Genomic DNA, 13,288 nt, shown 5'->3' on the forward strand with positions numbered 1-13,288 from the left:
CAGTCCACCGATAAATTTATTTCCGACAGCAAAAATGCCAGATGTGTTCAGGGATACTCGGCCTATTTTGATTCCATTCTCCCGCTTTACTTGCCGTGGTTGTATCGTGAGGATGACGAATAGAACAAGAGCCTAGGGGGAGTGATTCGTGGCGCAGCAAGACCATGGTGAGAAGCACGCGGATTCGAAAAATCCAGGAGAAGATCCTTCGCCATTGGCCGGGTCGCTACCTCGTATTTCGACGAGTGAAATCAACATGGGGCACCTTCCCGAGACGGCGTCTTTTGAGACGACCATGGCCTCCGAGCTACCGCTAAATACCGCGGTAAGTGCGAGCGTTGCGTCAGCGGACGTGGCGGATATCGAGTCGCGTACCGGCCAGGTCTACACCTCTGATGACGGCATTACACTGATGCCTACACGGGCCAACCCGGTGGCTCGCCGTTTGCTGGCAAAAATGTGGATCTCGGATACGCCGCCGACTGAGGCGCTGAAGGTCGTTGACCGATTGCGCGGCACCCCCTACGCGAACCCTAGGGTCAACGTCGATCAAGATGCTTCGGCGCGGCGAACCATGGAGTTTGCGCTGGACCTTGGCGAAACGCTGATTCGCTATGGGGCTGGTGCTTTGGAAGTGGAAACCAGCATCATCGCGGTGACCGCAGCCCTAGGGCTTAGCCACCTAGACGTGGATATCACCAATCAATCGTTGCACCTGAACTACAGCCCGCCAGAAGCTGAGAGCTACTCTATCCTGCGCGTGGTGCGTTCGTACACTACGAACTACGCGGGCATGGTGATGGTGCACGAGCTGGTTTCGGACATCATCGCTGGTGGTGTTTCGCGGACCGAATCTGCCAAGCGGCTTAAAAGGATCACACGGAAGCCGAAGCCTTTCCCGCGTTGGTTCGTTGCGGTTGGCCAATCGGTTTTCGCCGCCGCCTTCGTCCTGTTCATCGGCGGTTCATGGCTCGGTGCACTCGTCGCGATGGCTTCGTCCTGGCTGATCTCGCAGATAGGCCGGTATGGATCCCGATGGCGGGTCCCAGAGTTCTTCACCGTGGCGACCTCGACTTTTACCGTCACCGGAATAGCCTTGCTTAGCCATCAGGTCCACGCACCATTGGATCCGGCGTTGGTAGTCTCTGGTGGCATCTTGCTTCTGCTGCCTTCTGGCAGATTTGTTTCGGCGCTGCAAGACGCAATCAATGGCTTTCCGGTCACCGCGGTCGGACGTCTATTTTCCGCTGGGTTGACCTATACGGCAATACTTTCCGGGATCTCCGCGGCGTTGGTGGTTTCATCCGTATTGGGCGGGGACAAGGTGGATGTCCATAAAATCGTCGCCACCGATTATCCGACATGGATGCTGATCGCCTTGGTAGCAGTCGCCATTCTGGCCGGTTCGGTCACCGAGCAGACCGCACAGCGCTTGTTGCTTCCTACCGCGTTGATCGCGGTCGGCGGCTATCTGGTGCTGCTCTTGGCGGAGCAGGTCGGGCTTGGCGCTCGGGCAACGCCAGCGGTGGTGTCCACGGCCATTGGCTTCGCTGCGCGCTTCCTGGCGGACAAGCTGAATTCACCTCAGCTCGTGATCGCAGCCCCCGCGGTCATGTTCATGCTGCCTGGCCTGATGATCTTCCGGGCCATGTACGGCATCGTTTTCGAGGTGGATGAAATGTTCGCCGGCCTGGTGGAAATGTTCAACGCGTTTGCAATCATGCTGTCCATCGCCGGTGGTGTGGTCTTCGGCGACACACTGTGCCGTCCGCTGACCTCCAACGCACGGCGCGAACGCCGACGCATCCGCCGCCGCTAGCCGGCCGGCAGTTTCCATTCAATAGGCGCCTGGCCGATTTCGGCCAGGCGCCTATTGATTTGCGAAAAATGCTTTGACCCAAAGAATCCACGTGAAGCGGACAACGGGGAAGGATGAGCGCTGCGAAGCTGGGGCATATTGTTCATCAGGGTACCAAGCTTCTGTGCGTGGGCACCCCACAGAACAGCCACCACCGGCACCTTGCGGGCATTGAGCGTAGCGATAATCGCTTCAACTACCGGTGCCCAGCCAAGCTTCTGGTGACTGCCGGCGTTAGACGCAGTCACAGAGAGAACCTGATTGAGCAGCATGACCCCTTGCTCATGCCAGGCGCCGAGGTCTGGATGCCCAGCTTCGGGCACGCCAAGATCTACGAACAGCTCCTTGTAAATGTTGCGCAAGCTACGCGGCAGGGGGCGCACGTTCTTCGCTGCGGCGAAGGCCAAGCCATTCGCCTGTCCGGGCGTCGGATAGGGGTCTTGACCCATGATCAGGACTTTGATCTCGGCTACGGGTAGCGATAGTGCGCGCAACATCACCTCTGGGGCCGGGAGTATCTGCTCGCCAGCCTGTGAGCGTGCCGCCAACTTACGTGCGATTTCCTGCAACACGCCATCGAGCGGTTCCAAAGTGGAAACCCAATCCGCGGCGATAAACCCGCGACTTGCCAGCGATTTTGCACCAAAGAAGAAGGGGAAGTCTTCGGTGGAATATGCCGGCGGCGCGGTAGGCTCGGGAGCGTCGAAAAGGGCGGGCTGCTCGTTGTTCATGGCAACCATTCTGCCGGTTTTCCGGCGCGGTTGTGCCGTGTTACACGGCACGGCGTTGGTTGATTGGTTAGAATATCGGTGGTGTGTCCACCACGCGTGGATAAATATGCATGAATAAACCCGACTTTTCGAAGTTCTAGGATGAGGTGAACGTATGGCTGGCAATGAGGTTTTAGTGGATTTCGTGATGAACCCCGATTCCGAGCTGGACGAGCGTTCGCAACAGATCTTGAACATGGAGAAGCTGTGGTGGAAGTATGCCGGAGCCAAGGAACAAGCTATTACCAAGCAGTTCTCTATCTCGCCGACAAACTACTATCAGCTACTCAACCAGCTGATCGACACGGATGCGGCGATGGCCTATGACCCAATGCTGGTAAAGCGGTTGCGTAGACTTCGATCTACTAAGCGTCGTGTGAGCGGTACCGTCGGCGGGGAACGCTAAGTTCATAGCCGGCCTCGGCCAGCCAGACCTCGAGCAAGGACAAGAATGACCAACTACCCACGTGACGAATTCGATCGCGTTCCGGAGTTTAGTACCCGCGTTGGGTCGCATCATGCCCACGGCTGGGCGCAGTCTGCCGCCGCCAAGGGCAAGGACAGCAAGCTTCGTTGGGTAGTTCTGTCCGCGATTGCGGTGTTGTTGATTGGTGGTGCCGGATTCTTCTTTGGTCCAGGCGTTGCCGATCGTCTAGCAGGGTCCGAACCGAGGCAAACCTCGGCACCGGCGGAGAGCGAAGGCTCTTCTGACCAAAGCGAAGCCGCATCCGAAAGCGCAACTCCGTCTAGCACCATCGATGACGCTGACGTGTTGTACGGACAACTCATCGGCGTGTACAACGGCGCAAGTATTGCAGGAGCTGCAGGGGCAGGCGAAGAATTGCTTGCCGAGGCTGATTTCACGAATATCGTGACGGATAATTGGACCCGAGACGCCGAGACCTCGACGGTGTATTACATGTCCGAGGCCTACCGGACCACCGCGGAAAAAGCCGCCGAAGTCTTGAACATCGATGAGGTTCTGCAGACCCGGAACATCCCCAACCGAGTTTCGGTCGTCCTTGGCGCTGACGATACGTTGAACTCGAAGTAATAATTAGCTTCGCTCACAGCCGATCAGCTTGCACTCGCCATGCGAGAGTGCCAATATTTGTATTAGCACTCATGCGTTACGACTGCTAATGCCGATCGGTTGTTCGTTTTAGAATCGAACCCTTTCGTCTCGGCGGTTGCTCAACGCACGGAGCGTGAAGAATACCTCAGATAGCGAGAGCTAATCCGAATTGTCGGCCCGATGCCGGCAACGGTGTGCTCGTCCGTCGCGGGCGCTGTCTGTCGGTTGCATTTTCGCAAAATCGTCCCCGAAAGGACCGAAAGCCACTATGGCCAAGATGATTGCATTTGACGAGGAAGCACGCCGCGGACTTGAGCGCGGCCTGAACATTCTGGCGGACGCCGTTAAGGTGACCTTGGGCCCACGCGGCCGCAACGTTGTTTTGGAGAAGAAGTGGGGCGCACCCACTATCACCAACGACGGTGTGTCCATCGCCAAGGAAATCGAGCTCGAGGATCCATACGAGAAGATCGGTGCCGAGCTCGTCAAGGAAGTTGCCAAGAAGACTGACGACGTCGCCGGTGACGGTACCACCACCGCTACCGTGCTCGCTCAGGCTCTGGTCAAGGAAGGCCTGCGCAACGTTGCTGCCGGCGCCGACCCAATCGCGCTACGCCGCGGCATCGACAAGGCTGTAGAAGCCGTCACCGCCGAGCTGTTCACCGCTGCTAAGAAGATCGAATCCAAGGAGCAGATCGCTGCTACCGCTTCGATCTCCGCTGGCGATCCAGAAATCGGCGCACTGATCGCCGAAGCACTGGACAAGGTTGGCGAGCAGGGCGTTATCACCGTAGAAGAGTCCAACACCTTCGGCCTTGAGCTGGAGCTGGCCGAGGGCATGCGCTTCGACAAGGGCTACATTTCCGCATACTTCGTCACCGACGCTGAGCGTCAGGAGACCGTGCTGGAAGACCCTTACATCCTGATCGTCAACTCGAAGATCTCCTCGGTCAAGGATATGGTTTCCTTGCTGGAGAAGGTCATGCAGTCGAACAAGTCGCTGCTGATCATCGCCGAAGACGTAGAGGGCGAAGCACTGGCCACCCTGATCCTGAACAAGATCCGTGGCCTGTTCAAGTCTGTAGCCGTCAAGGCTCCAGGCTTCGGCGATCGTCGCAAGGCAATGCTGACCGACATCGCACTGCTGACCGGTGGCCAGGTTGTTTCCGAGGAAATCGGCCTGTCGTTGGACACCGTTGGCCTCGAAGTTCTGGGTACCGCCCGCAAGGTCGTTATCACCAAGGACGAGACCACCATCGTTGAAGGCGGCGGCGACGCCGACGCTATCGAGGGCCGCAAGGCGCAGATCGCAGCCGAAATCAAGAACACCGATTCGGACTACGACCGCGAGAAGCTGCAGGAGCGCCACGCAAAGCTTTCCGGTGGTGTCGCTGTGCTGAAGGCCGGCGCCGCAACCGAGGTGGAGCTCAAGGAGCGCAAGCACCGCATCGAAGATGCTGTGCGTAACGCTAAGGCAGCTGTTGAAGAGGGCATCGTCGCCGGTGGTGGCGTGGCTCTGATTCAGGCAGGCGCCGCAGCATTCGCCAAGCTTGAGTTGGAAGGCGACGAAGCCACCGGCGCGAACATTGTTCGTGTTGGCATCGAAGCACCACTGAAGCAGATCGCACTGAACGCCGGCATGGAGCCAGGCGTAGTCGCCGACAAGGTCAAGGGCCTGCCAGCTGGCCACGGCCTGAACGCTGCCACCGGTCAGTACGTTGACCTGCTGGAAGCCGGCGTCAATGACCCAGTGAAGGTGACTCGTTCGGCCCTGCAGAACGCTGCATCTATCGCAGGTCTGTTCCTCACCACCGAGGCAGTCGTTGCAGATAAGCCAGCTCCTGCTGGCGCTGCCATGCCAGGTGGCGACGACATGGGTGGCATGGGCGGAATGGGCGGCTTCTAAGCTTCCGTACTTCCCAGGCACCTGTCTCGCAGGACAACCTGAACCCGAGGGCTTGCTTCACCACGAAGCAGGCCCTCGGGTCGTTAACCGGCAAGCAGAGTGCGTTTGAGCGTTCTCAGGCTTGCACGTGGAGTCGGTCAAGCTCGGCCTCAAGGTTCGCCCGTGCTTGTTTTTCCCAGCGTTCCTGAGCAGACGCGGTGCAATACAGCCGGTCTTTTCGCAGGAGCTCACGAAGAATGCTTGCTCGGCCTCGGGCAAAGTCTGCTGCCGGCACATGATCGTATTCGTCCCGGATAGCTTGGGCATAGCGTTGATAGGCCTTGGCTGGTCGTGCCAAAACCTCTAGGTCTGCGTCGCTGAGCAACGCTCCGAGCAGATCGCCTTCGGCAGGTCGATGCTCGATGGTCAGCAGAATCAATTGTTGAACCTTGGCAAGAGCCCTATCGGTAATCAGCCCATGCAAGCTGCGCGCTGCTAAGTTTGCAGAATCTTTTTCGTCCTCGGCGGTGCCATCGTAGACGGCATCATGAAACCAAGCAGCCAACTCCAATATTTGCCGATCCTGCGCCTCAACCTGTGTGCCGCAGAGCCAGTCCAATGACTCAAGGACCGCGAGCAGGTGTACTCGATCGTGATAGCGGCGGTGCTTCTGGCTCCAGCGAAGCAATAAATCCTCAGCCATGGCCCGTTGCCCGGGCAAGGTCCGCTCCCACCGTTTCAGCAATGCGGGATTGAGCCGTTCGGGGCGGAACCGGGCAGGGATCCGAAGTCCGGAATGGACTAAGGCGCGGACCAAGTCGCTACCAGAGACTTCCTGGGCTCCGGCCGCCACGAACTCTTCGTAGCGTTCCTGCGGCACATCATAGTGGTCCCTGTCGAAGGCTCTCTGCCGGATGCCCATGCGGCTGGCGAACTGGTGCAGCTCCAGCAGCGAGGTGTCGGAGACTAAATGGGAAAAGAGTGTCCCGTGAGCGGGCCAGCGTGGCGGGTCGATCAGTATGCTCATGATCTAAGCGTACCGAGGGACCCGCTCCAACGGCTCAGTAGCGGAACAGCGAGGTGTTGACCTGTTCGACTTCTTCATACTGCATGGACGCATGGTTTAGCGCCGTTGCGATGCTGCTCAAGGCCTCTTCGATGCGTACGTGAGTGCTGCGCCATTCGGCCACAATCGACTGGAAGGAAGCGGCGGCCGAACCCTGCCAGGTGCTTTGAAGCTGATCCAGATTCATCTGCATCGTGGAAACTTCGGAGCGCAACCTGTCGATGGTGTTCATGACCGCCTGCGACTTGACCTGCATTTCGCCGGTGTTGGTTGAAAAGGTACTCATGGGGTGATCCTGCCTTACGGGGAGATCCGATAGATGAGATCACCATAGGGCGGGCAGCACAAGCGCAGCGCGAAGCTCCCACATACTGTGGACAACATAAACGCGGGTTCTAGTCCTCGTCCTGCTGCTCGTGGTCACGCGGCTCCTGCATCGGCACATAGGGCAGGCAGATGGCCATGGTTGCGCCCCCGCCAGGAGTTTCGCTCAGCGCAACCGAACCGCCGTGCTGCTGGACGATCGCGGCGACGATCGCCAGCCCCAGGCCCGAGCCGCCGGTTTCGCGTTGACGCGAGCTATCGGTGCGGTAGAAGCGCTCGAAGATACGGTTTGCGTCATCCTCTGGAATGCCCGGTCCGTGATCTCGAATCTCGAGCACCGCATCCATGGCACCTGCCACGAGAGAACGAACTCCCACGGCGATCTCGATAGCTGAGTCTTCGGGGGTGTAGCGCAGTGCGTTGGTGATCAAATTGGCAATGACCTGGCGGATGCGCGCGTCATCGCCGACCGTGCTGGCTGGAGAAGGATACTTGGTGTCCAACCCGACCAAGGTAACTTTGCGTAGTGGCGCTCGGACCTTGGTGTCCTCGGCGGCGTCCTGTCCGAGTACCAGCAGGTCGACCGATTGCTTTTCGAGGGGGCGCTGCTCATCGAGCCGGGCCAGCATAAGCAGGTCTTCGACCAGGTGAGCCATGCGTTTGGATTCGGCTTCGATACGTCCCATAGCTGAATCCAGAGCTTCGGAGTCGGCAAGTCCCCCATGACGGTAGAACTCCGAATAGCCTTGGATGGTCACCAGGGGGGTGCGCAGCTCATGAGAGGCGTCTTGGATAAAGCGACGCATTTTGTTTTCCGAGGCCTCACGGTCGCGGAAGGCCCGCTCGATCTGTGCAAGCATTGCGTTCAAGGAGCGGGAGAGTCTGCCGACTTCGGTCTCCGGCGGATAATTGCGTACACGCTGGGACAGATCTCCCTCGGCAATCATGGCTGCGGTGCGTTCAACGCGGATCAGCGGAAGCAATGACCGGGAGGTTAATCCGTAGGCGATCATTGACATGAGCAAGGTCGCCAACAGGCCGGTAGATAAGACGAGGATAGCGGTCTTTTGAACCGTGTCATTAACGTTTTCCAACGGAAGCGCAATGAAAACATTCATCTCGCTGGTAGGCAGCGGAACGATCATGGCACGCCAGCCGGCCGAGCCGGAGTGGATGCCCGGAATGGTTACCGGTGCCCATGGTGTCTTAGCCAGCTCCGCCATTTGCGTTGGGGCGAGTAGAGGAGTGTCACTGGTGTTACCGGGGGTAACCCGGCTTCGAGGCATGATGTAGACGATCTTGCCGTTTATATCTCGAATGTCCGCATAGGAGCGGTTCAACCCCAGCAACGTTGAATCGATGCCAGCGTTTCTGCCAGATTGATCATTGTCCAAGGAATACTGGTAGGCCTTGTTCAGGCCAAAGCCCATGGTGGGGCCAGCAACGTTGAGCTGATCATCGATCTGGTTGGTCATCGAGATGCGAAGTGTGTGTGCGGAGCCGAACGCTGTGGCGCCGACGCCGCAGATCATCAGCGCGCACATCAGCATCACCAATTTGGTGCGCAACGAAGTGCGACGCCACAGCGTTCTAAATGCCTGCATGTAATGACTTTACAATCCCTTGGGCCGCCAAGCGGCATCGGCCCTAGCGGCGGTCCGGGGTGCGCATCAGGTAACCGACGCCGCGCTTGGTCTGAATCAGGGCAGGCCACTCGGGGCGGTCAACCTTGCGACGCAGATAGGAAATGTATGATTCAACGATCGAAGCGTCGCCGTTGAAGTCGTACTCCCAGACATGGTCCAGGATTTGCGACTTGGACAGTACGCGGTTCGGATTCATCATCAGGTAGCGCAGCAGCTTGAATTCGGTAGGAGATAGATCAATGACCTCGCCTGCTCGCCGCACCTCATGTGCGTCGTCATCAAGTTCTAGGTCGGCGACCACGATGGTGGCGTTCTCTTCTTCGCCCGTCGCGGTGCGGCGTAGCACCGCACGAATGCGGGCGACAACTTCATCGAGGCTAAAGGGCTTGGTCACGTAATCATCGCCGCCGACAGTCAATCCAGTGACCTTGTCGCTGGTGTCATCGCGAGCAGTCAGGAACAGCACGGGGAAGTGCCGACCGGCAGCGCGTAGCTTGCGGGTGATGGTGAAGCCGTCCATGTCTGGAAGCATGACGTCCAAAACCGCGAGATCTGGTTCTTCTGCTTCGACGGCTGCGAGAGCCTCGCGGCCGTTGGCTGCGGCGACCACTTGGAAACCGGCGAATCGCAGGGAAGTTGATAGAAGTTCGCGGATATTTGGTTCGTCATCCACGACAAGGAGTTTGGCCTCTGGGGTTTTTGCACTCATAAACCCAGTGTGCACGCGAAGACTGGGAGTCGACTGAGAGCCGTCTGGGAGAGAGGGCTAGCCGTTGCGGCGTTTTCGGATGTTACCGATGATGACCACGCCGGCCAGGATGAAGGCGAGAGGCAAGCCGAAAACGCCGAATGCCATGATGATCGGCGGGATTGAAATTTCCTTGAAATACAACACGAGGACCGCCGCGAGGGACAATGCCGAGAGGACCGCGAGTGTAATTGCGGTGCGGGAAATGACGGTCAAGGTAATCGATGAAGCGCTCACGGCTATTAACGATACAGCGCTTCTAATGCAGCCGCCGTGACTCAAGGTGAAGTTGCGGGCCTCAAGGTGTCATAATCTAAGGTATTCGACTTAATTCGAATCCGTACGTTGAGCACCCGGTAGAAGTAAATGCACGACCCGGATGAATGCTCCATGGATCCGGAGATATGAAAAGGCGTAGCGTGAAGTAAATTAGTTGCACTGATATGCGCTGCAGCACGAGAAACGAACGAGGTAAGGGATCATGCCTAGCGGCAAGGTTAAGTGGTACGAAAAGGCCAAGGGCTTCGGATTCATTACCACCGAAGATGGTAAAGAGATTTACGTGAACGCCGCGGCGCTGCCGGAAGGCGTTCATGATCTACGCCCGGGCACACGCCTGGAGTTTGGCGTGGCCGAAGGCCGCCGGGGTCCTCAGGCACTGAGCCTGCGCATCTTAGAGGAAGCTCCGTCGGTGGCTCGCGCCAAACGGAAGAACCCCGAACAGCAAGCTGCAATGATCGAAGACCTGATCAAGGTTCTTGATCAGGTATCCAACACCTTGCGCAAGGGGCGATATCCTGAACAAGCACACGGCAAAAAGGTTGCTACCGTGCTACGCGCGGTAGCCGATGATCTGGACGTTTAAATAATGGCCCGTAAACCCAAGTTAGACACCACCCTCGCGGAAGCGGTTGATGTTGCGCGCAACGCACTCATCGAGATCGCGGCAGAAACGGAGATCGGTGAGTATCTCGGAGCCACGCCCGAAGGTGAACGATTAGTCACCCATCGATTTGTCTCCCAGAAAAGGGGCTATCGGGGCTGGACTTGGTTCGCGACAATCGCACGGGTGCCACGAGCAAAAGCTAAAGATCTAACCGTTTGCGAAGCTGGCATAGTTGCCGGTGAAGACGCACTCCTTGCACCGGCGTGGGTCCCGTGGGCTGAGCGCTTAGTCAAAGAAGAAATCGAGGCGGCGGAAGCCGAGGCCAATGAGCCCAAGGATGAACCCGGCCCTAGTGCGACCGCAACTGAGAACTCCGGCGCAGAGAACACCGCTGCCGAACCTGCTGGGAACGAAACCCAGGAGGACTTGACGGAGTCGACCACTGCCACAGACGAACACGAAGCAACCGGCGAACCGGAGGCGACGTCCGAACAGGGAATCAAAACCCCTGCACGCCGTCAGGTGCGTCGCCGACGCACCGCGCAACGCACGGCGGCTCGTCGCCGCGCAGCCCAGCGTAACCGGTCACGCAAGGAAAGCTAGCGAAACAAGGCTTAAGAAAAGAAAAAGCGATCCGCGGTTTCGCCCCAATGGGGTGAAGCCGCGGATCGCTTTTGCTCGATCAGAATTTAGAGCTGCTCGATGACATAATCAATGCTCTTCAACAGCGCCGCGACATCACTCGGATCGATAGCCACGAAGGTCGCGATACGCAGCTGGTTTCGGCCGAGCTTGCGGTATGGCTCAACATCCACCACGCCGTTGGCGCGCAGCGCCTTGGAGATTTCCGTGGCGTCCACCGAATCGTCGAAGTCGATCGTGGCGATAACGTTTGAGCGGTGATCCGGGTTGGCTACATATGCCGTGGCAACCTTTGAGGCCTCGGCCCACGCGTAAATCTGGCCAGCTGACTCGGCGGTGCGAGCCGCTGCCCACTTCAGGCCGCCATTGGAGTTGATCCACTTGATCTGCGCATCGAGGGTCACCAAGGTGGTCAATGACGGTGTGTTGTAGGTCTGGTTCTTCAGCGAGTTATCCAGCGCAGTCTTCAGATTCAAGAAGTCTGGGATCCAGCGATCGGTCGCTGCGATCTCCTCGATGCGCGCAATTGCTGCGGGGGAGGCGAACGCAACCCAGAGGCCACCGTCGGAAGCAAAGTTCTTCTGCGGGGCAAAGTAGTACACGTCGGTCTGCGACAAATCTACATCCAAGCCGCCGGCGGCGCTCGTTGCATCAACGACGATCAGTGAATCTTCGTTGGCACCCGGAACGCGCTTGACCGGGGCAGCGGAGCCGGTGGAGGTTTCATTGTGCGGCCAGGCATAGAGATCCACGTCAGCTTCGGCAACCGGGCTCGGAACCGAACCAGGCTCGGAGGTGATAATCGAGGAGGCCGCAAGGAAGGGGGCCTTGTCGGTAGCGTTGGCAAACTTCGAGCCGAATTCACCAAAGGACAAGTGCTGAGCTTTATTGCGTACTAGGGAGAATGCTGCGGCGTCCCAGAAAGCGGTGGCGCCGCCAACTCCCAGAAGCACCTCGTAACCCTCAGGTGCGCTAAACATTTCCTTCAAGCCATCCTGCACGGAGGCAACCAGGTTCTTGACCGGCGCCTGACGGTGGGAGGTGCCTAATAGGTCGGCACCTGCGTCGACGATTGCCTGAATTTGCTCGGGGCGAATCTTGGATGGTCCTGCGCCGAATCTTCCGTCGGCGGGCAGAAGGTTCCTTGGAATGTTGATGCCGGTGCTCATCTCGCTCCTCTAATAGCGTTTTGATTGAAGGTGCTGACTTCCCGACTGATCGCGAGCGCGAAGGAATAGTTCAGGATAGTTAAGACGTTTCAGTTAACATCTTCGCAAACTGCGGGAGATGAGAGAAAAACGAGACCGTCGGTTACGACATGCAAACTACGAGGCCGTCGCTGGGATTGTGGCTATACCAAGTAGAGTTGCATACTGACGTTCCGATTTCTTATGCGAACCTAACTGTTGTGACTTCCAGGAGTGGCTAACGTGTCTGACCTAATTGATACAACCGAGATGTACCTGCGTACCATTCTTGAGCTTCAAGAAGAGGAGATCGTGGCTTTGCGCGCGCGAATCGCAGAACGTCTGGGGCATTCTGGCCCCACAGTGTCGCAGACAGTCGCTCGAATGGAACGCGATGGTCTGGTTGTGGTTTCTACCGACCGTCACCTTGCCTTAACCGAGAAGGGTCACGAACTAGCAACAGGCGTGATGCGTAAGCACCGACTGGCCGAACGCTTGCTATCGGACATGATCGGTCTTGAATGGGAATATGTCCATGACGAGGCGTGCCGCTGGGAACACGTGATGAGCGAGCGTGTAGAGCGACGTTTATACGACCTGCTGGGCAAGCCCACGGTCTCTCCGTACGGCAACCCAATTCCTGGGCTTGAAGTCCTTGGGGGGCCCAAAGTAACCGAAATCTCACATGAGGTCGAGAATCTAGATAACGCGTTGCTCTCCGGAAACATTGGCCCGGTGGCCATTGAGCGTCTCGCAGAGCCGATCCAGACCGACCCAATCCTGCTCGGACAACTGAATGAAGGCGGAATTCGGCCCGGTGCGATCGTTAGCTTAGAGCGCGCAGATGACTACGTCGTGGTTCGTGTGCAAGGTGTCGAAGGTGCGCTAGAACTGCCAGTCGAAGTCAGTGCGCACGTTTTCGTACGCACTAAATAAGGTAACGAAATTGTAACTTTTCCGATCGAACGGTAGGGTTATCAAAGGGCGCCAGTGGTTTAACTGGTGCCGATTCCAAGAGTGCAAACGCCGAGTATTGTCCTGCCTCTTGGATGCGAAATGATTTTTAAGGGCAATAGCGGGGAACCCACTCATTCGACGAATACTTCGTCTTGGGGTGAAGTCATGCCAACAGGCAGGACCGGACCAATCTCAGGGCCGAACCCGACAGCTAACTTCGCAGGTGTAGATATGAGAGGAATGT

14 protein-coding genes and 1 riboswitch are annotated in these 13,288 nt (G+C 57.8%); of the genes, 7 read left to right on the forward strand and 7 right to left on the reverse strand.

The features are described from left to right. Nucleotides 1–148 precede the first annotated feature (148 nt). Nucleotides 149–1,819 carry a threonine/serine exporter family protein gene (locus ACT3TP_RS04135; RefSeq protein WP_255248545.1) on the forward strand — a complete coding sequence of 557 codons (1,671 nt, stop codon included), beginning with the start codon at nucleotides 149–151 and terminating at the stop codon, nucleotides 1,817–1,819. Here the strand turns inward: ACT3TP_RS04135 and ACT3TP_RS04140 are convergent. Further along, entirely contained in the window at nucleotides 1,816–2,589 is a 774-nt protein-coding gene (locus ACT3TP_RS04140) for a uracil-DNA glycosylase (protein ID WP_255248544.1), read from the reverse strand. The two genes, ACT3TP_RS04135 and ACT3TP_RS04140, sit on opposite strands and share 4 nt — an antisense overlap. Before the next feature lie 154 nt (nucleotides 2,590–2,743). Between ACT3TP_RS04140 and ACT3TP_RS04145 the strand changes: the two genes are divergently transcribed. The 3 genes from ACT3TP_RS04145 to groL all read left to right on the forward strand — a co-directional run bounded on the left by ACT3TP_RS04145 (nucleotide 2,744) and on the right by groL (nucleotide 5,609). Then, nucleotides 2,744–3,034, forward strand: a complete 291-nt coding sequence (locus tag ACT3TP_RS04145; RefSeq protein ID WP_096256066.1) for a DUF3263 domain-containing protein — start codon at nucleotides 2,744–2,746, stop codon at nucleotides 3,032–3,034. A 45-nt stretch (nucleotides 3,035–3,079) separates the two neighbouring features. Continuing rightward, the gene (locus tag ACT3TP_RS04150) at nucleotides 3,080–3,682 is read left to right on the forward strand and encodes a LytR C-terminal domain-containing protein (protein WP_096289219.1); all 603 of its coding nucleotides are present in this window, start codon (nucleotides 3,080–3,082) and stop codon (nucleotides 3,680–3,682) included. Nucleotides 3,683–3,971: 289 nt separating this feature from the next. Further along, complete coding sequence (gene groL, locus ACT3TP_RS04155) at nucleotides 3,972–5,609, forward strand: chaperonin GroEL (RefSeq protein WP_096289217.1); 1,638 nt, start codon at nucleotides 3,972–3,974, stop codon at nucleotides 5,607–5,609. A gap of 115 nt (nucleotides 5,610–5,724) precedes the next feature. On the opposite strand, the gene ACT3TP_RS04160 is transcribed toward groL, so the two are convergent. The 5 genes from ACT3TP_RS04160 to ACT3TP_RS04180 all read right to left on the reverse strand — a co-directional run bounded on the left by ACT3TP_RS04160 (nucleotide 5,725) and on the right by ACT3TP_RS04180 (nucleotide 9,609). After that, the gene (locus tag ACT3TP_RS04160) at nucleotides 5,725–6,615 is read right to left on the reverse strand and encodes a DUF4031 domain-containing protein (RefSeq protein WP_096289215.1); all 891 of its coding nucleotides are present in this window, start codon (nucleotides 6,613–6,615) and stop codon (nucleotides 5,725–5,727) included. Nucleotides 6,616–6,649: 34 nt separating this feature from the next. Then, the gene (locus tag ACT3TP_RS04165; protein WP_096289213.1) at nucleotides 6,650–6,940 is read right to left on the reverse strand and encodes a WXG100 family type VII secretion target; all 291 of its coding nucleotides are present in this window, start codon (nucleotides 6,938–6,940) and stop codon (nucleotides 6,650–6,652) included. Nucleotides 6,941–7,049: 109 nt separating this feature from the next. Beyond that, a complete protein-coding gene (locus tag ACT3TP_RS04170) occupies nucleotides 7,050–8,582 on the reverse strand; it encodes a sensor histidine kinase (protein ID WP_096289211.1) in 1,533 nt (510 codons plus the stop codon). 43 nt (nucleotides 8,583–8,625) lie between these two features. Continuing rightward, entirely contained in the window at nucleotides 8,626–9,333 is a 708-nt protein-coding gene (locus ACT3TP_RS04175) for a response regulator transcription factor (RefSeq protein WP_096289209.1), read from the reverse strand. A 57-nt stretch (nucleotides 9,334–9,390) separates the two neighbouring features. Further along, nucleotides 9,391–9,609 carry a hypothetical protein gene (locus ACT3TP_RS04180; RefSeq protein ID WP_141393626.1) on the reverse strand — a complete coding sequence of 73 codons (219 nt, stop codon included), beginning with the start codon at nucleotides 9,607–9,609 and terminating at the stop codon, nucleotides 9,391–9,393. Nucleotides 9,610–9,853: 244 nt separating this feature from the next. Here ACT3TP_RS04180 and ACT3TP_RS04185 point away from each other — a divergent pair, with 244 nt between their 5' ends. Beyond that, nucleotides 9,854–10,237, forward strand: a complete 384-nt coding sequence (locus ACT3TP_RS04185; RefSeq protein ID WP_096289207.1) for a cold-shock protein — start codon at nucleotides 9,854–9,856, stop codon at nucleotides 10,235–10,237. A 3-nt stretch (nucleotides 10,238–10,240) separates the two neighbouring features. Further along, nucleotides 10,241–10,861 (forward strand): DUF3027 domain-containing protein, encoded by a 621-nt coding sequence (locus tag ACT3TP_RS04190; RefSeq protein WP_096289205.1) that lies wholly within the window; start codon nucleotides 10,241–10,243, stop codon nucleotides 10,859–10,861. An 86-nt stretch (nucleotides 10,862–10,947) separates the two neighbouring features. Here the strand turns inward: ACT3TP_RS04190 and serC are convergent, their stop codons facing one another. Then, nucleotides 10,948–12,069 (reverse strand): phosphoserine transaminase, encoded by a 1,122-nt coding sequence (gene serC / locus ACT3TP_RS04195; RefSeq protein WP_096289203.1) that lies wholly within the window; start codon nucleotides 12,067–12,069, stop codon nucleotides 10,948–10,950. Nucleotides 12,070–12,330: 261 nt separating this feature from the next. On the opposite strand from serC, the gene ACT3TP_RS04200 reads away from it, so the two are divergent. Continuing rightward, the gene (locus ACT3TP_RS04200) at nucleotides 12,331–13,023 is read left to right on the forward strand and encodes a metal-dependent transcriptional regulator (protein ID WP_096289201.1); all 693 of its coding nucleotides are present in this window, start codon (nucleotides 12,331–12,333) and stop codon (nucleotides 13,021–13,023) included. A 104-nt stretch (nucleotides 13,024–13,127) separates the two neighbouring features. After that, nucleotides 13,128–13,287: riboswitch (cyclic di-AMP (ydaO/yuaA leader) on the forward strand. Nucleotide 13,288 lies beyond the last annotated feature (1 nt).

This window comes from Glutamicibacter sp. AOP38-B1-38, from assembly GCF_052377485.1.
GTDB lineage: Bacteria > Actinomycetota > Actinomycetes > Actinomycetales > Micrococcaceae > Glutamicibacter.

Bases quoted from the DNA above. Each gene is read 5' to 3' on its own strand.
- ACT3TP_RS04140 (WP_255248544.1), bottom strand. From the start codon at position 2,589: ATGAACAACGAGCAGCCCGCCCTTTTCGACGCTCCCGAGCCTACCGCG.
- ACT3TP_RS04145 (WP_096256066.1), top strand. From the start codon at position 2,744: ATGGCTGGCAATGAGGTTTTAGTGGATTTCGTGATGAACCCCGATTCC.
- ACT3TP_RS04150 (WP_096289219.1), top strand. From the start codon at position 3,080: ATGACCAACTACCCACGTGACGAATTCGATCGCGTTCCGGAGTTTAGT.
- groL (WP_096289217.1), top strand. From the start codon at position 3,972: ATGGCCAAGATGATTGCATTTGACGAGGAAGCACGCCGCGGACTTGAG.
- ACT3TP_RS04160 (WP_096289215.1), bottom strand. From the start codon at position 6,615: ATGAGCATACTGATCGACCCGCCACGCTGGCCCGCTCACGGGACACTC.
- ACT3TP_RS04165 (WP_096289213.1), bottom strand. From the start codon at position 6,940: ATGAGTACCTTTTCAACCAACACCGGCGAAATGCAGGTCAAGTCGCAG.
- ACT3TP_RS04170 (WP_096289211.1), bottom strand. From the start codon at position 8,582: ATGCAGGCATTTAGAACGCTGTGGCGTCGCACTTCGTTGCGCACCAAA.
- ACT3TP_RS04175 (WP_096289209.1), bottom strand. From the start codon at position 9,333: ATGAGTGCAAAAACCCCAGAGGCCAAACTCCTTGTCGTGGATGACGAA.
- ACT3TP_RS04185 (WP_096289207.1), top strand. From the start codon at position 9,854: ATGCCTAGCGGCAAGGTTAAGTGGTACGAAAAGGCCAAGGGCTTCGGA.
- ACT3TP_RS04190 (WP_096289205.1), top strand. From the start codon at position 10,241: ATGGCCCGTAAACCCAAGTTAGACACCACCCTCGCGGAAGCGGTTGAT.
- serC (WP_096289203.1), bottom strand. From the start codon at position 12,069: ATGAGCACCGGCATCAACATTCCAAGGAACCTTCTGCCCGCCGACGGA.